The sequence below is a fragment of the Devosia sp. J20-27 genome (genome assembly GCF_055808595.1).
This window is the reverse complement of sequence record NZ_CM147875.1, coordinates 989,823-1,012,454: the sequence shown is the minus strand read 5'-3', so window position 1 is coordinate 1,012,454 and position 22,632 is coordinate 989,823. Positions and strand designations below refer to the sequence as shown.

Sequence of the window (22,632 nt, the reverse complement as noted above, 5' to 3'; positions counted from 1 at the left end):
GGCAAGAAAGCGATGCCACTGCGTTTCTGTGATCACCGCCGGCTCGGCTGTGATCCTATGTTGCCATACCATCACGCCACACGGTATTCCGTCGCCATAGCATCCCCGACTCACCGAGTGTTCATGCAGCAGCAAGCGCTTTCCGCCATCGTCGCCTGGGTCAGACTCGAGCGTGCCGTCGAACTGTTCAACGCCGAACTCAGGCAGCGTCACGGCATCACCGGGCTGCAACTCGATGTGCTCCGCATCCTCGGTGAACGGCCGCAACTGCCGTTGGCGGCCTTGCGCAAGGCGCTGGTCAGCCACCCCGCAACGCTCGGCCAGGCGATCGATGGCCTGCGCCGCAAAGGTCTCTGCCTGGTGCGCCGCAACCCCGACGACCGCCGGGCCCGCGATATCTCGATTACTCCGGAGGGCGCGGCGATCGTTGCGGCGGCGCCGCTGGCCGGTGCCGTGCGCCTGCGCGAGGTCAATCACGACCCGGCCCGTCTCGACCGGCTCGCGGCGGCTTTCGAGGATGCCATCGACCTTTTCGGTCTCGGCCCGTGGCTGGAAGGCAGGAAAGATCCTGCCGCTGACTGAATCTCAGGCAGTGCCGAAGCCCGTGAAGCGCTCGAACGGCATCCACTCGCCCAGCAGCAGCCCGTCGGGCAGCCGCACCATATAGGCATTGCCGCCACCCAGCGGCTGGTCGCCGGCGCGCGTTATTCCGGTCTTGCCGAGATGGCTCTTGAGCAGTGTGCCGACGCCGCCATGGCCGACAAAGCCGATGGGCTGGCTCGGGTCATGGTCGGCCAGCACCCGCTCGAAGGCTGCAACAATCCGCGCTTGCGCGTCCACCGCCCGCTCCCAGCCTTCCGCCGACGCCTCGGGATGCGCAAAACAGAGGTCGGCCAGCTGCTCGAAGCGGTCGGCCGGCACATAGCCGGGCACCGAGCGGTCGATCTCCCCGAAGCCGTCGAGATGCTCGACCGCGACGCCGAGGGCCGCGCCGAGTATGGCGGCCGTTTCCTGCGCCTTCACCTCCCGGCTCGATACCAGCCGCGTGAGGCCCTGCACCAGCCCGGCTTGCGCAAAGCCGCTGGTCCGTTCGCGGCCGCGCGCCGTCAGGCTCCACTCGGGGACCGGTACCGCCGCATCGACCCGCACCTGCGGGTGGCTGATATAGAGCGCATAGGCCAAGGCTCAGATCCCACCGCGCGAGAAATGCGTCAGCTCTTTCACCATCTGCCCGACCTTGTACTGGATGGCCGATTCCACCGGCGCGCCGGCATCGTCGAAGGCCTGGCTGTCGGGCCCGACGCCGAGCAGCGTCGGCACCACCAGCGTGCCGATCTTGGAGAGGCTGTCACGCAGGTGCGACTGGGCCCATATGGTGCCATACTTTCCAGAACTGACCCCGCCAATGCCGAACACCGCATGCCGGAACGGACTCGGCTTCTGCCGGCTGAGCCAGGCGATGGTGTTGACCACCAGCGGCGGCAACCCGCCATTATATTCGGGGGTGATCAGCAGCACGATGTCATGGCTGCGAAACGCCTCGGCAAGTCGCCCGGCGCTTTCCGGCACATGGTCGGGCTCCAGATCCTCGTTGAAGATCGGCATCTCGAAATCGGCAAGGCTGAGATCGGTGACCGCGACGCCGGCTTCAGTGAGCTTCCTCGACATGTGCTGGCGGAGAATTTCGTTCACCGAGCCTTTGCGGATCGACCCGCAGAGCGTGATGGCAGTCTTCTGGGGCTGGTCCGTCAAAGCCGGCATCTCCGTTGCAAAGCTGCGGCACCGTTACCGGATTTCGCCTTTGGGGGAAATGCTGCCGTTGTCGGGGAGGCGGTCTGTGGCATGCGGTACAGCTCGTGCAGGCCACCACCAACCCCCACCGACTTGCGAGCCCTCAGTCATCCCTACTGTGAAACCCTCCACCGGCCGTCATCCTCGGGCTTGACCCGAGGATCCAACTCGCCACCTTCGCGGGGCGGGAAGCATGGTTCCTCGGGTCAGGCCCGAGGATGACGGTGCGTGGGAATGTGCGGCGGCCGAGCCGAGGGGGAAAAGAGCGGCGAGGGGGCGTCCGCCCCTACGCGTCAAACATCTTCTTGAGCTTGTCGAAGAACCCGTCGCTGGTCGGCGAATTGTCCTTGGACTCGCGGTCGAACTCTTCCAGCAGCTCGCGCTGCCGCTTGGTCAGGTTCTGCGGGGTTTCGACGTCCATCTGCACATAGAGGTCGCCAAAGTCCTTGGTGCGCAGCACCGGCATGCCCTTGCCTTTGAGGCGCACGCGCTGCCCCGGCTGGGTGCCGGCAGATACCTTTACCTTGGCCCGCGCCCCGTCGAGCGTCGGCACTTCGAACTCGCCGCCCAGTGCCGCCGTGGTCATGGCGATGGGCACCCGGGCGTAAAGATCGGCGCCGTCGCGCTGGAACAGGTCATGCGGCTTGATGGAAATGAAGATGTAGAGATCGCCCGGCGGTCCGCCGCGCAGTCCCGCCTCGCCCTCGTCCGAGAGCCGGATGCGCGTGCCGTCCTCGATCCCCTTGGGAATGTCGACGCTCAGCGTGCGGTTTTCCTGCCGGCGCCCCTGGCCGCCGCAATCGGTGCAGGGCTGCTCCAGAATCTGGCCGCGCCCCTGGCAGATCGGGCAGGTCCGCTCGATGGTGAAAAAGCCCTGCGCGGCGCGTACCTTGCCGTGGCCATTGCACTGCCGGCAGGTGGACATGCCGGTGCCCGGCTTGGCGCCCGAGCCCTCGCAGGTGGTGCAGCCGACCAGTGTCGGCACGTCGATCTCGACGGTGCGGCCCTGGAAGCTCTCTTCCAGCGATATTTCGAGATTGTACCTGAGGTCGGAGCCGCGCAGCCGCGACTGGCCGCCGCGACCGGGACCACGGCCACCCATGAAATCGCCGAAGATATCTTCGAAGATATCGGACATCGACGACGAGAATTCCGGACCAAAGCCCGCAGGACCACGGCCACCGCCGTTCTCGAAGGCGGCGTGCCCGAAACGGTCATAGGCCGCCCGCTTCTGCGGGTCCTTGAGCGTATCGTAGGCTTCCGACACTTCCTTGAACTGCTGCTCGGCGTCAGCATTCCCCGGATTGCGGTCCGGGTGGTACTGCATCGCCAGCTTGCGGTAGGCGCTTTTCAGCGCTGCTTCGTCGGAGCCCTTGGCTACGCCGAGCACTTCGTAAAAATCGCGTTTTGCCAATCCGGCCTTTTCCTGAATACAAGCCGCAAAAAGAGAGCGCTGCGCCCGAACGCCCTACACCAAGCGCACTACATAGGTATGCAGTCCCGCTCTTACCATAGCAGGACGAGCAGACAAGTGGTGCGGCGCCCCAAGTGGCTGCTTTGGGCTAGTTGCGGCCGAAACTGCCGTTGATGTTCCGGGTGACCTGGCTTTGCGCGAACATGGCCTTGTTGACCGCCTGCGCCAGGTTGAAGAACTCGTGGGTCACCCCGTCATAGACGGTGCAGTCGACCCACACGCCCGAACGCCGCAAGGCCTGGGCGAACTGCTCCCCCTCGGTGCGCAGCGGATCGAGTTCAGGCAGGACGATGGTGGTCGCCGGCAGCCGGCCAAGGTCGGCGCGGTCGATCAGGTTGAGCTGCGGGGTCTTCAGGTCCGCCGCGTCGCGGGCATACTTGGAGTAGAACCACTCCACCGTCGCCGCATTGAGCGGCACCGTTGCCCGGTTCTCGACATAGGAACTGAGCCCGAAATCGGTGCCCGTCATCGGCGAGATCAGGGCCAGGTGCCGCGGCACCGGCAGTCCGGCCTGGCGCGCATCGAGACAGACATTGACCGCCAGGTTGCCGCCTGCCCCGTCGCCGACGATCGCCGGCAGGTCCGGATCAGCACCCAGCGCCTCGGCATTGTCGATGGTCCAGCGCCACGCCGCCAGCGCATCTTCATGCGCCGCGGGAAACACGAATTCGGGGGCCTGCCGGTAATGCGCCGACACCACGATGGCGCCGAGCCGCTTGGCCAGTGCCCGCGGTGCCGCGTCATGGCTCTCCAGATCGCCGATGACGAAGCCGCCGCCATGCAGGTAGAGCACGATCGGGGCACTGAACAGCGCATTGAGCACGTGCGGCGTGTAGATGCGGGCGCGGATCTCGCCATTGCTGCCGGTGATCATCCGCATCTCCATATCCACCCCCAGGTCATCGGTGGGGTTGCGGAGAATGCGGCCGAGCGCGTTTCGGAGTGTCGGTTGCGCCCGCGCTTCGGGCACCGTCAGCGTCTCGAGCCGCTTCGGCTCCATGGCCTCGAGCAGCCGCAGCAGATGCGCCATGTCGGCATCGATCCGCCGGTCGCCGCCCTCGGGCGCATAGAGGTTCCGGTTTTCCGCAAAATTGCGCACGGTAATTGATGACATCGACTTTGCCCCTGAGTCCGGCCAATGCCCGGTCTGACGATCATGGTCCTCCACCGCCTGCTGGACGGTCGCCAGGAGGTACCTCACGCCCTAGTGAACGGCTGCTGTGAAGAGATTGGGGCAATCCGGAGGTATCTCTGGGGCACAATCTCGTCCTGGACGCTGTCTCTCTGGCCCAAGGATCGTGCCGGCGCTAACGTCTCACCTGCATCCGGTCAATAGGAGAAGTGATCCATGCGCCTCGCCGTCGCTGCTGCGGCAGTTCTGCTCGCCTCGACGTCCGCCGCCTCTGCCCTCGATTTTGCCGCCCTGCATTCAGCGCTCGCAAGGGGTGATACGCCGGCGATGGGCCGGCTGGTCGAGCAGGTCTATGCCGAGGCCGGGATCTCCTGGAACGACCGCCTGCGCTGGAAATACGAGGGCTTTGACCACACCTTCAATTTCTACGATCCGTGGGTCATCGAGATCACCTTGGGCTCCATTCCCCTGCCCGATCAGGTCGCCGGCTACTGGTCGAACTGGAGCCAGGTGCTGACCGGCGGCGCCTGGGTCGCATCGGATTTCTTCACCGATGATGCGCAGGCCGGCGCTCTGGCGGCCTTCAACCAGCTGGTGCTGGCGCTGCACGAGGCCGGTCACGCCGTCACCTTCCGCTACGATTTCGACCATCTGGAGCGGCACGACTACGACATCAATTGCCGCGAGTATTATGCCGACCGGCTGGCCGACGCGGCGCTGCAGGACCTGGCCGACGCCGATGCGACCACGGCGACGTTGCTGGCCGACTACATTCGCCTCATGGCCTCGATGAACGCCGCCATCGCACCAGCCGATCGCTACCACATCGAGAGCCTTGCCGCGCTCGATGCCGACTGCAAGATCATCTCGGTCGCGCAGCCGACGCCGGAGACCCTGCAACCCTACGCCTCGGCATTCTTCGAGCGGCAGCGCCTGCTGACCGGCGCCGATCTGCCGACCCTGGCGGAAACGGCCAGGCAGCACCTGCTGCCGCATCAGGCGACGTTCATGGCGTCCTTTCCCTATGTCCCCACAAGGACCTACGCGCTGTCGACGCTGGAAACTCTCCCCGACCTCCGGCCGGTCGGCAGGTACACCCAGGGTCCCGGCACCTACGCCCCCAGCTTCGATCCGTCCGGCACGCTGCGCGTCGCCGACCTTGTCTATGACGCCGAGGCCAGCACCCTCACCCTGCGCTACGGTACGCCGGGCGCTCTGGAACTGGTCGTCGACGCCGAGGACTATGCGATCGAGGGCGGCAAGGATCTCGAACTGGTCAATATCGCCGCGCTGTCGCCCGACATCTTCTTCGTCCTCATGCGCGAATCGCTGCCGCAGCTGGAAGAGCGCTACGTGATCGCCGCCGCGCGGCGGCTCGATGGCGAATGGACCACCGAGGTGCTGGACCGGCTCGACGTCGAACAGGCGCGCGTCATGCTGGCGCCGTCCGGCGAGATCTACCTGTTCCTGAGCAGCGGTAAGGCAAAGCTCGGTTTCGAAGCGGCATGGGTCGCCATCAAGGTCGATCCCCGGTCCGGTGAGATGACCGGTACCGAGACCTTCAAGGGCTTCCATGGCGTACCGCTCGCCATCGCGGCCAGCGGCGACCTTGTCACCTTTGCGGCCAACCTGCTGTTCGAGTTTGATCGCGAGCAGCGGTTCTACACGCTTGCGGGCAACCACCTGCCCGGTCTCAAGGACGGAACGGACCCGGCAGGCACCGAACTGGGTGACATCAGCACCGCGCAGGTGACGTCCGAGGGGCTGCTGCTGCTCGATGAATCGCTGGACGGCGACGGCGTGGTGATTCGCCGGCTGCAGGTCACCCTGCAGGACGCGGCGGACCCGTCCGAGCCGCAATGATTCACGTGGAACAAACAAAAAGGGGCCCGGCTTGCGCCGGACCCCTGATGGTCAACCTGAAGCGGCTTAGGCCGACTTCTGGTTGTCGTCGTCCTTGACCTCTTCGAACTCGGCATCAACGACGTCATCGTCCGCGTCATCCGCCTGATCCGAACCTTCGGCCTTGGCCTCGGCCTCTGCCTGGCTGGCCTTGTACATGGCCTCGCCCAGCTTCATCGAAGCTTCGGCCAGGACGCCGGTCTTTTCCTTGATGGCGTCGGCGTCGTCGCCGTCGATCACGCCCTTGAGGTCGGCAATAGCCGTCTCGATGGCGCCCTTCTCGTCGGCCGTGACCTTGTCGCCGTAATCCTTGAGCGACTTTTCAGTCGAGTGGATCAGCGATTCGGCCTGGTTCTTGGCCTCCACCGCCTCGCGGCGCTTCTTGTCGCCCTCGGCATTGGCTTCGGCTTCCGCCACCATGCGCTCGATGTCGGCGTCGCTCAGACCACCCGAGGCCTGGATGCGGATCTGCTGCTCCTTGCCGGTGCCCTTGTCCTTGGCCGACACGTTCACGATGCCGTTGGCGTCGATGTCGAAGGTGACCTCGACCTGCGGCACGCCGCGCGGCGCGGGCGGGATACCGGCGAGATCGAAATTGCCGAGCAGCTTGTTGTTGGCTGCCATCTCGCGCTCACCCTGGAACACCCGGATGGTCACGGCCGACTGATTGTCCTCGGCCGTCGAGAAGGTCTGGCTCTTCTTGGTCGGGATCGTCGTGTTGCGGTCGATCAGGCGGGTGAACACGCCACCCAGCGTCTCGATGCCGAGCGACAGCGGCGTCACGTCGAGCAGCAGCACGTCCTTGACGTCGCCCTGCAGCACGCCGGCCTGGATGGCAGCGCCCATGGCGACCACTTCATCCGGGTTGACGCCCTTGTGCGGCTCCTTGCCGAACAGCTGCTTGACCACTTCCTGGACCTTGGGCATGCGGCTCATGCCGCCCACCAGCACCACTTCGTCGATCTGCGCGGCAGACACGCCGGCATCCTTGAGCGCCTGCTTGCAGGGCTCGATGGTCTTCTGCACCAGGTCGTCGACCAGCTGCTCGAACTTGGAGCGGCTGAGCTTGAGCGTCAGGTGCTTCGGACCCGAGGCATCGGCAGTGATGAAGGGCAGGTTGATTTCGGTCTGGGTCGAGCTCGAGAGTTCGATCTTGGCCTTTTCCGCTGCTTCCTTCAGGCGCTGCAGTGCCAGCTTGTCCTTGCGCAGGTCGATGCCCTGCTCTTTCTTGAACTCGTCCGAGAAGTAGTCGACCAGACGCATGTCGAAGTCTTCGCCGCCGAGGAAGGTGTCGCCATTGGTCGACTTCACCTCGAACACGCCGTCGCCGATCTCGAGCACCGAGACGTCGAACGTGCCGCCGCCCAGGTCATAGACCGCGATCAGGCCGGTGTTCTTCTTGTCGAGGCCATAGGCCAGTGCAGCGGCCGTCGGCTCGTTGATGATGCGCAGCACTTCGAGGCCGGCAATCTTGCCGGCGTCCTTGGTGGCCTGACGCTGGCTGTCGTTGAAATAGGCCGGCACCGTGATCACCGCCTGCGTGACGGTCTCGCCGAGGAACGATTCGGCGGTTTCCTTCATCTTGGTGAGGATCATCGCCGACACTTCGGACGGAGAATATTTCTTGTTCTCGATCTCCACCCAGGCGTCGCCATTGTCGCTGTTGACGATCTTGTAGGGCACCAGGCCCTTGTCCTTGCTGACCATGGGATCATCGTAGCGGCGGCCGATCAGGCGCTTGACCGCGAACAGCGTGCCTTCCGGATTGGTGACGGCCTGACGCTTGGCTGGCTGGCCGACAAGGCGCTCGCCGTCCTTGGAGAACGCCACCATCGACGGCGTGGTCCGCGCGCCTTCTGCATTTTCGATAACCTTGGGATTCGAGCCGTCCATCACTGCAACGCAGCTGTTGGTGGTCCCCAGATCGATTCCGATAACTTTAGCCATGACTTCTGAGCCTCTTTCCTGGCGAACCCGGTTGGAACCCCTCGCTGGCGGTTCCTTTGCCCTGGGCGGGCCGGGTTCCTCTTCTGGATTAACGCCCGTCGCCGGGCCTCAGAGCGCTATATAGGGGGGGGCTACCCCCCCTGCAAGCGGCCCGAAACAGGAAATAAGGCACTTTCCGTCGCGCCCGCGGGGAAAAGCCCGTCCCGCCTCTGCTTCTGCGCCGGGGCTTGGCCCGCGCCCCGCCACGGCATAGCTTTGGCAGCCATTGTATGGTCTAAAAGACCCGTCGCCTTACCCGAAAGTGCCCGATGCGCCGCCTGCTCGTTCTTGCCGCCCTCTCGCTCCTTGCCACTCCCATCGCGGCGCAGGAGATTGCCGAGGCGACCAGCAAGGATTTCTGGTGCGGCGTCGCCTTCGATCTGGCAGCCCGCGACGTTCCGGCCGATGCGGCACCCGAAGTGCGCACCGTCACCGACCCCTACAAGCAGGGCGCCCAGCGTCTGATCGGCCGCGCCAAGGCCAGCTATCTCGAGTCCGGCTACACCGAAGAGGATTTCGAGACCCTGCACGCCCAGACCGAGACCGACATCGCCGCCCAGCTGGCGAGCACCGATCCGGCTGTCGCTCCCCCCTATAGTTTCGAGGATTGCGCCGCTCTGCTCGACCTCTGAGGTTTGCCCATCCATGTGGATTTCCATCCGTCCCGACGACATCTTCATCGTTGTCGACCTGCAACATGACTTTCTGCCCGGCGGCAGCCTCGCCGTGACCGGCGGTGACGAGATCGTCCAGCCCATCAATGAACTGGCCCGCAAGTTCAACCACGTGGTCATGACCCAGGACTGGCACCCGCAAGACCATATTTCATTCGCCTCCAACCACGCGGGCAGCGAGCCCTTCCAGATCATGGAACTGCCCTACGGGCCGCAGGTGCTCTGGCCCGATCACTGCGTCTGGAACACGCGCGGCGCCCAGTTCTCGCGCGAGATCGACATCCCGCATTGCGAGATGATCATCCGCAAGGGCTACAACGAGGTCGTCGATTCCTATTCCGGCTTCCAGGAGGCCGACCGCAAGACCAAGACCGGTCTCGAAGGCTATCTGCGCGAACGCGGCTTCAAACGGCTGTTTCTCGCCGGCCTCGCCACCGACTTTTGTGTCAATTGGACGGCACTGGACGCCCGCGCCGCCGGGTTTGAGACATTTGTGGTCGAAGATTTGACACGAGCCATCGATACAAACGGCTCGCTGGCGGCGGCATGGTCCGACATGACCAAGGCCGGCGTCCGTCGGATCACCTCACAAGATATATCCTGATATGCAAAGACTGTTCGCCCTCTCCGCACTCCTGACCCTTGCCGCTGCGCCTGCCGCCGCGCAGGCGATTTCGCACGAGACCGACCACGTCCTCTGGTGCGCCAGCGCCTACGCGCAGCTTGCCAATGACGCCTCCGAACAGAGCGACAACGAGGAAACCGAGCTCTACGACCGGCTCGCCGCCATCCTGACCAAAAAAGGCATCGCCCTGCTGCGCGCCGACCGCGTCACCGACGATCGCATCTCCTCGATCATCCAGTCCTATGACGACGCGGTCTACATCCAGCTCGAAACCCCCGCCGCCAGCTACCCCGTCGAAAGCTGCGAGGCCCTGCTCCACGGCTGACCGTCGGGCCATGAAAAAGGGCGCCTTGCGGCGCCCTCACGTTCTGGCCGGTCCTGAAAAATCAGACCTGCTTGTCGATGCCACCGTCCTGGGCGTGTTCGGTCGCGGTCGGGGCGCCCTTGGCGACGCCCACCATGGCCGGGCGCAGCACCCGGTCGCCAATGGCGAAGCCGGCCTGCACCACCTGCACCACGGTGCCCTCCGGATGCGTCGGATCGGGCACTTCGAACATGGCCTGGTGGCGATGCGGGTCGAACTTCTGCCCTTCCGCCTCGATCGGCTTGACGCCGTGCTTGGCCAGCAGCCGCTGCATCTCGCGTTCGGTCATCTCGATGCCGTCGATCAGCGATTTGGTGGTGCCGTCGGCGGTTTCGCGCGCCTCGGCCGGCAGCATCGTCAGCGCCCGGCTCAGCGAATCGGTGGCCGTCAGCATGTCGCGGGCAAAACCGGCAATCGCATAGGACCGGGTGTCGGCCACTTCGCGTTCCGTCCGCTTGCGCAGGTTTTCCATCTCGGCCACGGCGCGCAGCAGCCGGTCGCGCATGTCGGCGTTCTCGGCGCGCAGCGCCTCGATCGGATCCGCCTCGGGCGTGGCCGAAGCGTCGGTGGCGGCACCTTCGGCCGGCGTCACGTCATCCTGGGTGTCTGTACCGGCGGCAGTCTCGTCACTCATCATTGTCGTTTCGCAACCTGTTGTTCGCAATTGCCCCGCATATCGGCCAACGCGCCGCAAGATTCAAGCCTTGCGGTCCTGTCCGGACTTTCGCGACATCATCGCACTGATGACATTGGCGGTGTAGTCGACCACCGGCACGATGCGCGCATAGTTGAGCCGCGTCGGCCCGATGACGCCCAGCACGCCCACCACCTTCTCGTTGGCATCCTTGTACGGCGACAGGATGACCGACGATCCCGAGAGCGAGAACAGCTTGTTCTCCGAGCCGATGAAGATCTTCACGCCCTGCGCCTTTTCGGCGTCTCCCAGGAGCTCGATCAGCCCTTCCTTGCTTTCCAGCTCGTCGAACAGCTGCCGCATGCGGCCCAGGTCTTCCGAGGCCATGGCATCGTTGATCAGATTGGCGCGGCCGCGCACGATCAGGGTCGGCGCCGTCTTGCCGTTGTCCGACAGCTGCGCCATGCCGGCCTCGACCAGCTTGCGGGTCAGGTCGTCGAGCTCGGCCAGTTGCTCGGCGCGCTGGTTCTGCAGCGCCAGCCGCGCCTCGGCCAGCGTCTTGCCCGTCGCCAGATGCGCCAGGTAGTTGCCCGCCTGGGTCAGCGCGCTCGAGGTCAGCCCCGGCGGCAGTTCGACGATACGGTTTTCCACCGATCCGTCCTGCCCCACCAGCACCACCATCGCCGATTGCGCATCCAGCCGCACGAATTCGATATGCCGCAGCATCAGGTCCGACTTGTGGGCGATCACCACGCCGGCGCCATGGCTGAGCCCGGAGAGCAGCTGGCTCGCCTCGGTCAGCACGTCCTCGACCTTGCCTTCGCGCGCCGGCCCCTGGATCTGCTTTTCGATCGCCTGCCGCTCGCGCTCGTCGACGCCGCCGACTTCCAGCATCGCATCGACGAAGAACCGCAGCCCTTCCTGCGTCGGTGCCCGCCCCGCTGAGGTGTGCGGCGCCGCGATCAGTCCGAGGTCCTCGAGATCGGCCATCACGTTGCGCACCGAGGCCGGCGACAGCCCCACCGACAGCATGCGGCTCAGGTCGCGCGAGCCCACCGGCGAGCCGGTTTCGATATAGCGCTCCACCAGTCGCTTGAAGATATCCTGGCTGCGGCTGTTGAGAACCGCGAGAAAGTCCTCTGGTACCTTGTTCATCTGTCATTCATCGGCATGGCGCCGAGATGGCGCCGCTCATCTTCACCATTTAGGCAAAAACGGCGGTTGGCGATAGCGCTGCGGCATTGTTCGTGCGTCCGACTAAGGTTAAGAGGCGGTTAACAGCAAGAAAGCGAGTATTTTATGCGGCCTTCCGGACGGGCACTAGACGAGATGCGGGCGGTCACGCTCGAACGCAACGTGGCCCCGAAGGCAGAAGGCTCGTGCCTCGTCTGCTTCGGCTCCACCAAGGTCTTCGTGACGGCATCGGTCGAAACCAGCCTGCCGCCGTGGCGCCGCGGCCAGGGCCTGGGCTGGGTCACCGCCGAATACGGCATGCTGCCGCGGGCCACCGGTTCGCGCACCCGGCGCGAGGCCACAGCCGGCAAGCAGTCTGGCCGCACCCAGGAAATCCAGCGCCTCATCGGCCGCTCGCTGCGCGCCGTCGTCGACATGCAGGCACTCGGCGAAAACCAGATCACCATCGACTGCGACGTGCTCGAGGCCGATGGCGGCACCCGCACGGCCTCGATCACCGGCGCCTATATCGCGCTGGCCGATGCCATCGCCTGGCTCAAGGCCCGCAACCTCACCAAGGGCGAACCGCTGCGTGATTCGCTTGCCGCCGTCTCCTGCGGCATCTTCCGTGGCAGCCCGGTGCTCGATCTCGACTACCTCGAGGACGTCGAGGCCCATACAGATGCCAATTTCGTCATCACCGGCTCGGGCAAGTTCGTCGAGATCCAGGGCACTGCCGAACAGGTGCCGTTCAGCCGCGACGAGCTCAACCAGCTCATGGCGCTGGCCGAAAAGGGCATTGGCGAACTGACGGCCATCCAGCAGGCGGCACTCGCCTGATGGCCGGCAAGCTGACATTGCGGCGCGGCGACCGGCTGGTGCTGGCGACCCACAATGCCGGCAAGCTCGTCGAATTCCAGGCGCTGCTGGCGCCCTTCGGGCTCGACATCGTGTCGGCCGGCGAACTTGGCCTGCCCGAGCCCGACGAAACCGGCACCACCTTCATCGAGAACGCCCGCATAAAGGCGCACGCCTGCGCCAGCGCCGCCAACTGCATGTCGCTGGCCGATGATTCGGGCCTCACCGTCGACGCCATCGGCGGACAGCCGGGCGTCTACACTGCCAACTGGGCGGAAACCTCCAACGGTCGCGATTTCGCTGTCGGCATGCGCCGCGTCGAGGATGCGCTGCAGGCCGCCGGGGCGCAGAGCCCGGCCGAGCGCAAGGGTGCTTTCAACGCCACGCTCTGCCTCGCCCATCCTGACGGGCGTGACCAGCTCTATGTCGGCAAGGTTGATGGCACCATCGTCTGGCCGCCGCGCGGCGATATGGGTCACGGCTTCGACCCGGTCTTCATGCCCGACGGCTTCGACATCACCTTTGGCGAAATGCCGTCATCCACCAAGAACGGTTTCGTGCGCGGCCAGACCGGCCTCAGCCACCGCGCCCGTGCCTTCTCCCTATTCGTCGACGACGCACTCGGAGGCATTGTTGACAATTAGCCCTGGCGCCGTCGACTTCCGGCAGAGCAACGAAGGCCGCGGCAACGGCCTGTTCGGCATTTACGTGCATTGGCCGTTCTGCGCAGCCAAGTGCCCGTACTGCGATTTCAACTCGCACGTGCATCGCGGCGCCTTCGATGAATCAGGTTATGTGGCGAGCTATGCCGCTGAAATCGCCCACTTTGCGCGGCTGGTCCCCGGCCGCAAGGTGAACTCGGTGTTCTTCGGTGGCGGCACCCCGTCGCTGATGGACCCGCGCTCGGTCGGCGCCATTCTCGATGCCATCGGCGCCCATTGGGAAGTCGACAAGAACGTCGAGATCACCCTCGAGGCCAACCCGACCTCGGTCGAGGCCGACCGCTTCCGCGGCTATCGCGCCGCCGGCGTCAATCGCGTCTCGCTCGGCGTGCAGTCGCTGCGCGAAGGCCCGCTGGCCGAACTCGGCCGCCGCCACAGCGTCGACGAGGCGGTCGCCGCCGTCCGGCTGGCGCAGTCGATTTTCCCGCGCTCGAGCTTTGATCTGATCTATGCCCGCCCGCGCCAGACCCTCGACGAATGGCAGGACGAGCTGACCGAGGCGCTCTGGCTGGCCCAGGGCCACCTGTCGCTCTATCAGCTTACTATCGAGATGGGCACGCGCTACTATGACCTGTTCAATGCCGGCAAGCTGAAGATGCCGGACGAGGACCTCAGCGCCGACTTCTACGAGCTGACCCAGGAACTCACTGCCAAAGCCGGCCTGCCGGCCTACGAGATTTCCAATCACGCCCGTCCCGGCCAGGAAAGCCGCCACAATCTGCTCTACTGGCGCTATGGCGAATATGTCGGCATCGGCCCCGGCGCCCATGGCCGCCTGCTGATCGACAACCAGCGCCATGCCACCGCCGCCGAGAAAATGCCCTTCGACTGGCAGGCCAGGGTTGCCCAGCGCGGCCATGGCCTCGTCACCGACGACATCCTGACCTGGGAAGAAGAGGGCGACGAACTGCTGGTCATGGGCCTCCGCCTGCGTGAAGGCATCGATCCGAGCCGCTTCACCAGGCTCTCGGGCCGGGCCATCTCGGATCGCCAGATCAACGAGCTCAAGTCCATCGGCTTTGTCGAAACCCTGCCCAACGGTTTCATTCGCGTCACCGACAAGGGCTGGCCGGTGCTCGACGCCGTGGTCGCCGATCTCGCCGCCTGAGCCAGTCTGCAACCAACTCGCCGCTTCGAACTTCATCTGGCAACGCCAATTCCGGCGCTCACCGATGGAGAGTACAAGTGGCTTCTGAAAAGACCCTCGACGACCTCTTCCTTGATACCCTCAAGGATATCTATTTCGCTGAAAAGCAGATCCTCAAGGCCCTGCCCAAGATGGCCAAGGCTGCTCAGTCGGACGAGCTCAAGGCTGGCTTCGAGACCCACCGGGACGAGACCGAAGGTCACGTCGATCGCCTCGAGCAGATCTTCGAACTGCTCGGCAAGCCGGCTCGCGGCAAGACCTGCGACGCCATCCTCGGCATCATCGAGGAAGGCAAGGAAATCATGGACGAGTACAAGGGCACCGCTGCCCTCGATGCCGGTCTGATCTCCGCCGCCCAGGCCGTCGAACATTACGAGATGGCCCGCTACGGCACGCTCAAGTCCTGGGCCAACCAGCTCGGCATGAAAGATGCCGTCAAGCTGCTCGACCAGACCCTGCAGGAAGAGTCCGCCACCGACCAGAAGCTGTCCCAGCTCGGCCAGTCGCAGGCCAACCTCAAGGCGGCCTGATCTCAAACCTGCCTGATCCCCAGGGGGCCCGTTCGCGGGCCCCTTCTTCATGCCTTGAACCGACAAATGCAGGGGCCGTCATTGACGCCGTTTTAGCGATCTTCCGCTAGCCTCGCGGCATGTCCGAACCCTTGCGTTCCTCGCCCTCCGCCGATCGCCTTCATGCCCTGCAGGCGCTGCGCTTTTTTGCGGCCCTCTCGGTGCTGTTCGGTCATAGCCTGACCGAAGGGATCGATCTGGGTTTTCTGGATGCCGCGACATTCGCGCCGCTCGCTCGCCTGCCCTGGGGCAACGGCGTCGACGTCTTCTTCGTCATCAGCGGCTTCATCATGTTCCATATTGCCGGCACCGAGTTCGGTGTCCCCGGCGCCTCCGGCCGCTTTCTTGCCAAGCGCTTCATCCGCCTCGTGCCGATCTACTGGCTGTTCACCATCGCCATGCTGGTCGCGACCCTGCTGTTCGCCAGCGTGCTTTCGCACAGCACCCTGGATGCTGCCCATGTCGCGGCATCCTTTGCCTTCATACCGTGGCTCGATTCGTCCGGATTGCCGCATCCGGTTCTGGGGCTCGGCTGGACGCTGAACTACGAAATGTTCTTCTACGTGCTGTTCGCACTGGCCCTGCTGCTGCCGCGGCGCGCCGGCCTGCCGGCGCTGCTGGCCGTATTCACCCTGCTGGCGATTGCCCATCCGCTGGTCGACCCCGCCGCCACCCAGCTCCGCTTCTGGACCGATCCGATCATCATCGAGTTCCTGTTCGGCATCGGCATCGCCGCCTTCAGGCGCCGTGGCGTCACCCTCTCTCCGGTGCTCTGCTGGGCGCTGGCAGCCAGCGGTGCAGCGCTTCTGCTGACGATCGAGCCGCTTTTCGGCAGCCCCGGCGACGCCCGCTTTATCTCGGCCGGCCTCCCCGCCGCGCTGATCGTTCTCGGCTTTGCCTTCATGCCGTTCGACGCCGCAACGCGCCCGGGCCGCTTCCTCGCCTTGGGCGGCGATGCGTCTTATGCGCTCTATCTGTCGCATCCCTTTGCCATCAATGCCGCGGCGCTATTGCTGCGGCGCGTCGGCCTGTCCGGCTGGGTCATGTTGCCAGCGGTATTGCTCGGCGCCCTGGGCGTCGCCGTTCTCGTCTATCTGCTGGTCGAGCGCCGTCTGACGCACTGGCTCGGCGCCCGGCTGTCGGTTCAGCCAAAGACCCTCGAAAAGATCGCGGCATAGCTCGCCGCCGCCGCATCCCAGGAAAAACGCCGTGTCGCGAGGGCGCCATGCTCGCGTTCCGCCGCACTCGGCTGCGACCGCAAGGCCCTCAGCATGGCCGCGGCCAGCTCGTCCGTCTGCGCCGGGTCGATGAGCATGGCGTCCGTCGGCGCCACCTCCTCCATCGCCCCGCCCCGGCTGGTGATCACCGGCGCGCCGCTAGCGGCCGCCTCGATGATCGGCAGCCCGAAGCCCTCATAAAAGCTCGGAAACACCAGTCCGTTCGATCCGCCATAAAGCCGCGCCAGATCGTCGTCCGACACCCCGCCGACCCGCACCACGCCCGGCAGCGCCTGCGCTGTCGCCGCCTGCCCGAACACCGCGCTGTTCGACACCCGCCCGAACAGCACCAGTTGCCCGTCGCCGCGCTCTCCGTCGAGCGCCGCCCAGGCGCGCAATATGCCCTCGGTATTCTTGCGCGGATCGGCCCCGGAAAACGCCACGAGATAAGGTGCGTCACCCAGCCCATGCGCGGCCCGCATCGCCGCGATCTCGGCTGCATCGCGCTGCCGGAACGCTGCGGCCACCCCCAGCGGGATCGCCGTCACCTCATCCGCACCCAGCCCGTATTCCGCGCAGATGCGGGCCCGTGAAAATTCCGAGACCGTCACGATGTGCCGCACCCGGCCGGCCAATTGCCTGACGATGGCCCGATAGGTGGCGGCAAAGCGCGGCGCATAATATTGCGGCACATCGACAAAGCCGATGTCGTGCACCGTCACCACCTGGTTGCGATAGAACACCGGGGCCGAGGTCGACGGACTCCAGAGCGGCCGCCCGCCCATCAGCAGCGGCAGCAGCGTCTGCTCCCAGCCATGCCCCTTGAGCCCCGAGGCCATCCAGTCCGGCGGCGCCAGCGTCGCCAGCCCGAGCCGGCGGTTGATCTCGTCGGCCACCCGGCGTTGCCCGTTCGACGGTACCTTCAGCACGCGTGCATTCATCGTCACCGCGCTCATGCCAAACTCCCGTCCCTCGGCCGCATCGCCCGATAGAGCGCGTAGAGCGCCGCCAGGCTCAAAACACCGACACTGCCGATGCTGCCCAGCGTCGCCACCACCGGCCCGCCGACCGGCCAGGCCAGCAGCAGCAATGGCGGTACTAGAGCCAGCGCCGCGACCAGCATCGGCTGGCCAAATATCTCGAACGGCAGCGACAGCAGGATTTTGAGCCCCACCAGTCCGGCAATTACCGTCCCGGCCGCCGCGCCGGCAATCACCAGCAGGCCGCCGGCCCCCGGCAGCAGCGCGCCCAGTCCGGCCAGCAGTGTCAGCCCGAGGCAGTCGATCAGCGCCAGCACCAGCATCTGCATCAGGTTCTTGCGCAGATGCGCCGGGGTCGTCGACAGGTTCTGCGTCAGGCTGCGCAACAGAAAGAGCAGCACCAGCAGCGGCGCCACCTCGAAGAAACCAGTCCGCAGGTCCGGCGCCACCGCCAGTTCGGCCACCGGCACGAGAATGGCGAGAATCCCCGCCCCAGTCAGCACGCAGAGCGTCACCAGCAGCGCGTAATACTGCCCCAGATGCCGCCGCAACCCCTGCCGGTCCGGTGCATCATAGGCGCTCACCACATCGGGATACTGCACCGCCTGCAGGGCCGAAACCATCAGCACGAACGGCCGCTGCAAGAGGTCCACCGCCAGCAATGCCCCGGCCGCCGCCTGCGTTCCGAGCGTATTGGCAAGAATCAGCCGCAGCCCGAGCGGTGCCAGCAGGCCCAGCATCGAGGCCCCCGCCGACACGCTGCCATAGCTCAGATGCTCCCGCGCCAGCGCCGCATCCCACTGTCCGCGCGGCAGCTGCTCCCGCTGCGTCGCCACGGTGCCGATGGCGGCATAGATCGCATAGGCGCCGAGCAGGCCCAGCGCCGCCCCGGTCAAGCTCGGCAGCAGCAGCGCGCCGCCGATGGTTCCGGCGGCCAGCAGGCTGGCTCGCAATCCCTGCAGCCGCGAGAACATCCGGAACTGCCGCCGAAACCGCACCAGCGTCAGATGCAGGTCAGTGCCACCCTGCAGAACGGCAACGCCCACACCCATCAGCGCCAGCTCGAGCGGCAGCCCCAGCAGCGCCGCGACCAGCCCCGCCAGCGCGCAGGCCAGTGCCGCGGCGCCCGCCTCCACTGTCATTGTCGCGCGTTGCGCCGCTTCGCTGTCGGCCGTCTGGCCGGGATAGAAGCGCGAGCAGGCAAAGCGGATCCACTCGAAAAAACTGATGGCGGTGAACTGGCTGGTCGCCACAAAGATCGAATAGCTGGCATAGTCATGCGCCGGCAGGATGCGCGCCACCACGATCAGCAGCCCGAACGCCAGCGCCGCCTGATAGAAATACGCGCCCAGCGCAAACAGCTTTGCCATCGCCCAACCGTCCTTCGCCACGTTGTCGCGGCTCGCCGACATAAGCCCCGGCAGCGATAATTTGACGTTAAGCCGGGGGCCGCCGCCCGAGCGTCTGCAGCAGCCGCGCCAGCAGGCCGTGCCGGTCGATCCAGTCGGCATAGGCGACATAGGCGGGGTCTTCCCGCATATGCATCTCTTCGGTCCGGGCGCGAGCCCAGTAGAGCGCCGTGAACGCTACCGGCACCAGCCATTGCGACAGGCCCAGCTCGATGCCGCCCGCCGGCATCAGCACCAGCGCGATCAGCCAGGCGTTGGCGGCATGGGCGAAATAGGCCGGATGCTTCATCAGCCTGTAGGGGCCGGCCGCCACCACACCGCGGTTGGACAGGTTGGAGAACCGCAGGCCGAAATGCACGCTGGCCGAGGCGTAGAGCGCCAGCAGCGCCAAAAGGGCGATGGCCGCCGCAATCGTCACCGGGCCGGCCACCAGCTGTTCCGGCCAGCCGATTTCGGCGTGCACCACCGCCTCGAAAGCCGGCCAGTGCGCAAACACCGGGCCATAGCAGGCCAGGCAGACGATCCATCCGATCACCAGCGGTTGCGTCGAGCGCATGGTCGGGGCCAGATCGTTGGAGGCAAACAGATAGCCGGTCAGGCCAAAGGTCAGGTCGACGGTATAGGCAAACACCACGATCAGCATCAGCCAGCCCAGCGGTGCTGCCATGTCCGTGGTCAGTCCGAGGTTGACCAGCGCAAACAGGCTGGCCCCATAGAGCGGAATGAAAATCGCCTTGAGCGCCCAGAGCCGTGCCGGCCCGGCCAGCGCCCGCAGCTTCTGCCGGTCGGGCGGCAGCAGTGCCTGCCCCAGCAGCAGCGGAAAGCCGCCCGAGACCGTCCCGTTGCGCGCAAACTCGGCCATCCAGCGCAGCACGAAGCCCGGCGCCACGATCAGCCAGACGATCTGCCAGCCATCCAGTCCGCCGCCCTGCGCGTGAAAGACGGCAAACGGCAGCGTCGCCAGCACAAAGCCGATGCCCCAGGCCAGCGGCGCAAATCCCTGCCGTCGTCGTGTGCCTGGCTTGGTGCGGTGCAGTTCGCAAGCCAGCATCGGCAGCGCCGTGGCCAGCAGCACGATCCACGTGCCGATCAGCGGGTGCGGGCGCACCGCCATCACCAGCAGCCACGCCGCGCAGAGCCCGATCAGGCCGGCATAACCATCGCGATAAGGCAGCGTCGATACCGGCGCATCCGCGCGGGGCGCGGCGGCAGGACTGGCCAATGCTGCTGTCTTCTCGAACGACATGCGGCCAGTCTAGCCGCTGACGGTTCAGACAAGCTTAAGCGCCAGCTACAGTTTGGGGCCGTCGGCCAGCGTCGAGCCACCCGGCGTCACCGCCTTCATCACCAGCGCATATTCGCAGCGCCCGTCCGCCAGGAAGCGGAACACGCCGTCGCGGCCGTTGAAGCCGCCGGGCAGCGTCAGCTGCGCCCGGTCATATTTCGGCGTCGACATCGACAGCGTCGAGACATTGGCGAGAATGGTGGCCGTATAGGCGATGGTGGCCAGCGGATGCGGCGTGCCGCCGAACTTGGCGGCATACTCGGGTGCCAGCGCCTGGTAACCGGTCTCGTCCACCGCCGGATAGACGGCGCCGACGAGATAGGGCGTGCTGGCAATGGCGGTGTCGCCGTTCCAGTCGGCCGAGCCGATGAGCTGCACCTTGCCCAGCGGCACGCCCGCCTCGAGCAGCAGCACGCCAAAGCTCGGCGCCGTCGCCCGGTCGGGGATGAACAGCGCATCGATCTGGCCGGCCTGCAGCGCCGGCGCCAGCTGCTGGATCACCGTTCGCGCTTCCGCTTCGGTGGAGAAATTGTAGATTGCCCGGGCATTGAGCGCGAGGTCGGCCGTCGCCTGCCGGAACGCGCCCTCCTGGATGCGGCCGAAATCGGTATTGGGAAAGATCCCGGCATAGGCCTTCTTGCCCAGGCCCTTGGCATAGCTCATCGAGCGCCGCACTTCGCTTTCCGGCAGCACGTTGAGCAGGTAGACCCCCGGCGACGCGGCGCCGGAATTGTTGGAAAAGCCGATCACCGTCAGCCCGGCGGCGCGGGCCACGCTGCCCGCCGCGGTCACCTGGTCGGCCTTCAGCGGCCCGAGGATGATGCTGGCGCCTTCCTGCACCGCCTGGCTGGCGGCCTGCGCCGCGCCGGCGGCGGTCGCCCCGGTATCCTTGAGCACCACGGTGATGTTGTCGGCAATGGTGTCGCTGGCTTCGATGAAGTCGATGGCCAGCCGGCTGGCATTGGCCATCGACACGCCGACGCTCGCCAGCGCCGGGTCGCCGGTCAGCGGCAGCAGCAGCGCCACCCGCACCGGCCCCTTGCCGAAGCTCTGTCCCGCCGCCAGCGGCAGCGTGCTCTCGCCGATATTGGCCTGCGGCCCGAAACCGCGCGAGATATCGAACCCGCCCGGCGAACAGGCCGCCAGGACAAACAGCGTGGCAGCACCCAGCCCGAACCAACTCAGCGCTCTGGCCTTGCGCTGCCCGTCGCGAGATTTCACTTGCTGCCCCTCGATATTCGTCTGCACCTTCCCCGCCGCACACGGGCTCTTTCGCGTATACAGGAGACGGCCAGCCTCATAAAGGCAAGGCGCTACTCTTTGTTAATCATGAGGACCGGCAGCAGGTGACGCAGATCGAAGGCAAGCCGACCCAGTATTTCGTAGGCGGGGCGACGCTCGATGCGCCGCCGCTGGCACCCGGGCTCTACGTCGTCGCCACGCCGATCGGCAACCTGCGCGACATCACCATCCGCGCCCTCGAAACCCTTGTCGCCGCTGATGTGATCTACTGCGAGGACACCCGCATGTCCGCCCGCCTGCTCGATCACTACGGCATCCGCACCCCGCGCAAGCCGCTGCACGAGCACAATGAACGGGCCCGCATCGATGCCGTGCTCGACGATTTGCGCCGTGGCGGCAAGGTGGCGCTGATCTCCGATGCCGGCACGCCGCTGCTCTCCGATCCGGGCTTTCCGCTGGTGCGCGCCGTGCGCGAGGCCGACCTGCCGGTGTTTGCCGTGCCCGGCCCGTCCGCCCTGCTCGCCGCCCTCGCCACCGCCGGCCTGCCGACCGATGCCTTCGCCTTCCACGGTTTTCTGCCGCCCAAGGCCGGGGCGCGCGCCAACGCGCTGGCCCGGCTTCGGGATTCACGTGAAACACTGGTGTTCTACGAATCACCGCGACGCCTCGCTCCGGCGCTCGCCGCCATGGCCGACGCCTTCGGCCCTGAGCGGCCGGCAGCCGTCGCCCTCGAACTCACCAAGCGCTTCGAGCGCCTGCATCGCGGTCCGCTCGCCGAGCTCGCCGCGGCCTTCGCCGCCGAGGAAACGCGCGGCGAGGCGGTGATTCTGGTGGCTGGCGCCGCCGCGGTGGAAATTGCTGCCGAGGACTGGCAGGCGGCGCTCGGCGCTGCCCTCGCCGATCAGCCGCTGCGCGCCGCTGTCGACGAGGTAACCATGCGCTTCGGCCTCAAGCGCAAGGAGGTCTACGATGCCGCCCTCGCCCTCAAAGCCGAAAAGTGAGCGCCGCCAGGGCGCCGAAACCTATGGCCGCCGCGGCGAGACGCTGGCGGCCTGGTATCTCCGCCTCAAGGGCTACCGCATCGTTTCCATGCGCGAAAAGACCCCCGTCGGCGAGATCGATCTGATCGCGCGTCGCTTCGGCACCACGGTCTTTGTCGAGGTCAAGAGCCGTGCTACGGGCCGGCACGAGCGCGACGCCCTGCTGGCGGTCAACCAGCACCGCATCAGCCGCGCCGCGGCGCACTACCTCTCCCGCCACCCCGCCCTCGCCGCCACCCCGTTGCGTTTCGACGTGATTTTTCTTGCGCCCCGCCGATGGCCGCGCCATGTCAGGAATGCCTTCGACGCCAGCTGAAGGGTCGCCTCGGGGCGGCCTCCTCTGACCCCGTGCCACGCGGGCGGAACGCTGGCACTGCCACGCCCTCCCGTTCCGTCAGGCTCGGGACG

23 protein-coding genes are annotated in these 22,632 nt (G+C 66.1%); 12 read left to right on the top strand and 11 right to left on the bottom strand.

What is annotated here, in order from left to right:
- Nucleotides 1-123: 123 nt before the first annotated feature.
- A complete protein-coding gene (locus tag AC0L4C_RS04910) occupies nt 124-582 on the top strand; it encodes a MarR family transcriptional regulator (RefSeq protein WP_473402465.1) in 459 nt (152 codons plus the stop codon).
- A gap of 3 nt (nt 583-585) precedes the next feature.
- Here AC0L4C_RS04910 and AC0L4C_RS04905 read toward each other — a convergent pair whose 3' ends face one another.
- From AC0L4C_RS04905 to AC0L4C_RS04890, 4 genes are all read right to left on the bottom strand, one after another.
- Nucleotides 586-1,182, bottom strand: a complete 597-nt coding sequence (locus tag AC0L4C_RS04905) for a histidine phosphatase family protein (protein WP_473402464.1) — start codon at nt 1,180-1,182, stop codon at nt 586-588.
- 3 nt (nt 1,183-1,185) lie between these two features.
- Complete coding sequence (locus AC0L4C_RS04900; RefSeq protein ID WP_473402463.1) at nt 1,186-1,752, bottom strand: NADPH-dependent FMN reductase; 567 nt, start codon at nt 1,750-1,752, stop codon at nt 1,186-1,188.
- 325 nt (nt 1,753-2,077) lie between these two features.
- Nucleotides 2,078-3,205, bottom strand: coding sequence for a molecular chaperone DnaJ (dnaJ, locus tag AC0L4C_RS04895; protein WP_473402461.1), 1,128 nt, complete (start codon nt 3,203-3,205; stop codon nt 2,078-2,080).
- A 148-nt stretch (nt 3,206-3,353) separates the two neighbouring features.
- Nucleotides 3,354-4,379, bottom strand: coding sequence for an alpha/beta hydrolase (locus AC0L4C_RS04890; RefSeq protein ID WP_473402459.1), 1,026 nt, complete (start codon nt 4,377-4,379; stop codon nt 3,354-3,356).
- 234 nt (nt 4,380-4,613) lie between these two features.
- Here AC0L4C_RS04890 and AC0L4C_RS04885 point away from each other — a divergent pair, with 234 nt between their 5' ends.
- A complete protein-coding gene (locus AC0L4C_RS04885; protein WP_473402458.1) occupies nt 4,614-6,260 on the top strand; it encodes a hypothetical protein in 1,647 nt (548 codons plus the stop codon).
- Between the two features lie 66 nt (nt 6,261-6,326).
- Here the strand turns inward: AC0L4C_RS04885 and dnaK are convergent, their stop codons facing one another.
- Nucleotides 6,327-8,246 (bottom strand): molecular chaperone DnaK, encoded by a 1,920-nt coding sequence (gene dnaK / locus AC0L4C_RS04880; RefSeq protein WP_473402457.1) that lies wholly within the window; start codon nt 8,244-8,246, stop codon nt 6,327-6,329.
- 308 nt (nt 8,247-8,554) lie between these two features.
- Here dnaK and AC0L4C_RS04875 point away from each other — a divergent pair, with 308 nt between their 5' ends.
- The 3 genes from AC0L4C_RS04875 to AC0L4C_RS04865 are packed head-to-tail and all read left to right on the top strand — an operon-like array spanning nt 8,555 to nt 9,909.
- Nucleotides 8,555-8,917, top strand: coding sequence for a hypothetical protein (locus AC0L4C_RS04875; RefSeq protein WP_473402456.1), 363 nt, complete (start codon nt 8,555-8,557; stop codon nt 8,915-8,917).
- Between the two features lie 13 nt (nt 8,918-8,930).
- Nucleotides 8,931-9,563: a bifunctional nicotinamidase/pyrazinamidase gene (gene pncA / locus AC0L4C_RS04870; RefSeq protein ID WP_473402454.1), complete on the top strand. Its 633-nt coding sequence runs from the start codon at nt 8,931-8,933 to the stop codon at nt 9,561-9,563.
- A 1-nt stretch (nt 9,564) separates the two neighbouring features.
- Nucleotides 9,565-9,909, top strand: coding sequence for a hypothetical protein (locus AC0L4C_RS04865; protein WP_473402453.1), 345 nt, complete (start codon nt 9,565-9,567; stop codon nt 9,907-9,909).
- Between the two features lie 61 nt (nt 9,910-9,970).
- Here AC0L4C_RS04865 and grpE read toward each other — a convergent pair whose 3' ends face one another.
- The gene (gene grpE, locus AC0L4C_RS04860) at nt 9,971-10,585 is read right to left on the bottom strand and encodes a nucleotide exchange factor GrpE (protein WP_473402452.1); all 615 of its coding nucleotides are present in this window, start codon (nt 10,583-10,585) and stop codon (nt 9,971-9,973) included.
- A 60-nt stretch (nt 10,586-10,645) separates the two neighbouring features.
- Nucleotides 10,646-11,737, bottom strand: coding sequence for a heat-inducible transcriptional repressor HrcA (gene hrcA, locus AC0L4C_RS04855; protein WP_473402450.1), 1,092 nt, complete (start codon nt 11,735-11,737; stop codon nt 10,646-10,648).
- Nucleotides 11,738-11,881: 144 nt separating this feature from the next.
- Here hrcA and rph point away from each other — a divergent pair, with 144 nt between their 5' ends.
- The 5 genes from rph (at nt 11,882) to AC0L4C_RS04830 (ending at nt 16,229) form a co-directional block, all read left to right on the top strand.
- A complete protein-coding gene (gene rph, locus AC0L4C_RS04850; protein WP_473402449.1) occupies nt 11,882-12,595 on the top strand; it encodes a ribonuclease PH in 714 nt (237 codons plus the stop codon).
- Nucleotides 12,595-13,257: a non-canonical purine NTP pyrophosphatase gene (locus AC0L4C_RS04845; RefSeq protein WP_473402448.1), complete on the top strand. Its 663-nt coding sequence runs from the start codon at nt 12,595-12,597 to the stop codon at nt 13,255-13,257. Before rph ends, AC0L4C_RS04845 begins: the two co-directional genes overlap by 1 nt.
- The gene (hemW, locus tag AC0L4C_RS04840) at nt 13,253-14,443 is read left to right on the top strand and encodes a radical SAM family heme chaperone HemW (RefSeq protein ID WP_473403451.1); all 1,191 of its coding nucleotides are present in this window, start codon (nt 13,253-13,255) and stop codon (nt 14,441-14,443) included. Before AC0L4C_RS04845 ends, hemW begins: the two co-directional genes overlap by 5 nt.
- A gap of 77 nt (nt 14,444-14,520) precedes the next feature.
- A complete protein-coding gene (locus AC0L4C_RS04835; RefSeq protein WP_473402446.1) occupies nt 14,521-15,012 on the top strand; it encodes a YciE/YciF ferroxidase family protein in 492 nt (163 codons plus the stop codon).
- Between the two features lie 119 nt (nt 15,013-15,131).
- Complete coding sequence (locus AC0L4C_RS04830; RefSeq protein WP_473402445.1) at nt 15,132-16,229, top strand: acyltransferase family protein; 1,098 nt, start codon at nt 15,132-15,134, stop codon at nt 16,227-16,229.
- On the opposite strand, the gene AC0L4C_RS04825 is transcribed toward AC0L4C_RS04830, so the two are convergent.
- The 4 genes from AC0L4C_RS04825 to AC0L4C_RS04810 all read right to left on the bottom strand — a co-directional run bounded on the left by AC0L4C_RS04825 (nt 16,196) and on the right by AC0L4C_RS04810 (nt 21,163).
- Nucleotides 16,196-17,224 (bottom strand): glycosyltransferase family 4 protein, encoded by a 1,029-nt coding sequence (locus AC0L4C_RS04825; RefSeq protein WP_473402443.1) that lies wholly within the window; start codon nt 17,222-17,224, stop codon nt 16,196-16,198. The genes AC0L4C_RS04830 and AC0L4C_RS04825 overlap by 34 nt on opposite strands.
- Nucleotides 17,221-18,618: a hypothetical protein gene (locus AC0L4C_RS04820; RefSeq protein WP_473402442.1), complete on the bottom strand. Its 1,398-nt coding sequence runs from the start codon at nt 18,616-18,618 to the stop codon at nt 17,221-17,223. Before AC0L4C_RS04820 ends, AC0L4C_RS04825 begins: the two co-directional genes overlap by 4 nt.
- Before the next feature lie 67 nt (nt 18,619-18,685).
- Complete coding sequence (locus tag AC0L4C_RS04815) at nt 18,686-19,879, bottom strand: isoprenylcysteine carboxylmethyltransferase family protein (protein ID WP_473402441.1); 1,194 nt, start codon at nt 19,877-19,879, stop codon at nt 18,686-18,688.
- A gap of 69 nt (nt 19,880-19,948) precedes the next feature.
- Nucleotides 19,949-21,163, bottom strand: coding sequence for a penicillin-binding protein activator (locus tag AC0L4C_RS04810; RefSeq protein WP_473402440.1), 1,215 nt, complete (start codon nt 21,161-21,163; stop codon nt 19,949-19,951).
- 125 nt (nt 21,164-21,288) lie between these two features.
- On the opposite strand from AC0L4C_RS04810, the gene rsmI reads away from it, so the two are divergent.
- Nucleotides 21,289-22,185, top strand: coding sequence for a 16S rRNA (cytidine(1402)-2'-O)-methyltransferase (gene rsmI, locus AC0L4C_RS04805; protein ID WP_473402439.1), 897 nt, complete (start codon nt 21,289-21,291; stop codon nt 22,183-22,185).
- Nucleotides 22,154-22,540, top strand: coding sequence for a YraN family protein (locus tag AC0L4C_RS04800; protein WP_473402437.1), 387 nt, complete (start codon nt 22,154-22,156; stop codon nt 22,538-22,540). Before rsmI ends, AC0L4C_RS04800 begins: the two co-directional genes overlap by 32 nt.
- Nucleotides 22,541-22,632: the final 92 nt, after the last annotated feature.

Excerpts from the sequence above, each read along its gene's own strand:
- AC0L4C_RS04800 (WP_473402437.1), top strand. The coding sequence starts at position 22,154 with ATGCCGCCCTCGCCCTCAAAGCCGAAAAGTGAGCGCCGCCAGGGCGCC.
- AC0L4C_RS04845 (WP_473402448.1), top strand. The coding sequence starts at position 12,595 with ATGGCCGGCAAGCTGACATTGCGGCGCGGCGACCGGCTGGTGCTGGCG.
- pncA (WP_473402454.1), top strand. The coding sequence starts at position 8,931 with ATGTGGATTTCCATCCGTCCCGACGACATCTTCATCGTTGTCGACCTG.
- hrcA (WP_473402450.1), bottom strand. The coding sequence starts at position 11,737 with ATGAACAAGGTACCAGAGGACTTTCTCGCGGTTCTCAACAGCCGCAGC.
- AC0L4C_RS04910 (WP_473402465.1), top strand. The coding sequence starts at position 124 with ATGCAGCAGCAAGCGCTTTCCGCCATCGTCGCCTGGGTCAGACTCGAG.
- AC0L4C_RS04820 (WP_473402442.1), bottom strand. The coding sequence starts at position 18,618 with ATGGCAAAGCTGTTTGCGCTGGGCGCGTATTTCTATCAGGCGGCGCTG.
- AC0L4C_RS04825 (WP_473402443.1), bottom strand. The coding sequence starts at position 17,224 with ATGAGCGCGGTGACGATGAATGCACGCGTGCTGAAGGTACCGTCGAAC.
- AC0L4C_RS04830 (WP_473402445.1), top strand. The coding sequence starts at position 15,132 with ATGTCCGAACCCTTGCGTTCCTCGCCCTCCGCCGATCGCCTTCATGCC.
- AC0L4C_RS04875 (WP_473402456.1), top strand. The coding sequence starts at position 8,555 with ATGCGCCGCCTGCTCGTTCTTGCCGCCCTCTCGCTCCTTGCCACTCCC.
- AC0L4C_RS04890 (WP_473402459.1), bottom strand. The coding sequence starts at position 4,379 with ATGTCATCAATTACCGTGCGCAATTTTGCGGAAAACCGGAACCTCTAT.
- grpE (WP_473402452.1), bottom strand. The coding sequence starts at position 10,585 with ATGATGAGTGACGAGACTGCCGCCGGTACAGACACCCAGGATGACGTG.
- dnaK (WP_473402457.1), bottom strand. The coding sequence starts at position 8,246 with ATGGCTAAAGTTATCGGAATCGATCTGGGGACCACCAACAGCTGCGTT.
- rph (WP_473402449.1), top strand. The coding sequence starts at position 11,882 with ATGCGGCCTTCCGGACGGGCACTAGACGAGATGCGGGCGGTCACGCTC.
- AC0L4C_RS04885 (WP_473402458.1), top strand. The coding sequence starts at position 4,614 with ATGCGCCTCGCCGTCGCTGCTGCGGCAGTTCTGCTCGCCTCGACGTCC.
- AC0L4C_RS04865 (WP_473402453.1), top strand. The coding sequence starts at position 9,565 with ATGCAAAGACTGTTCGCCCTCTCCGCACTCCTGACCCTTGCCGCTGCG.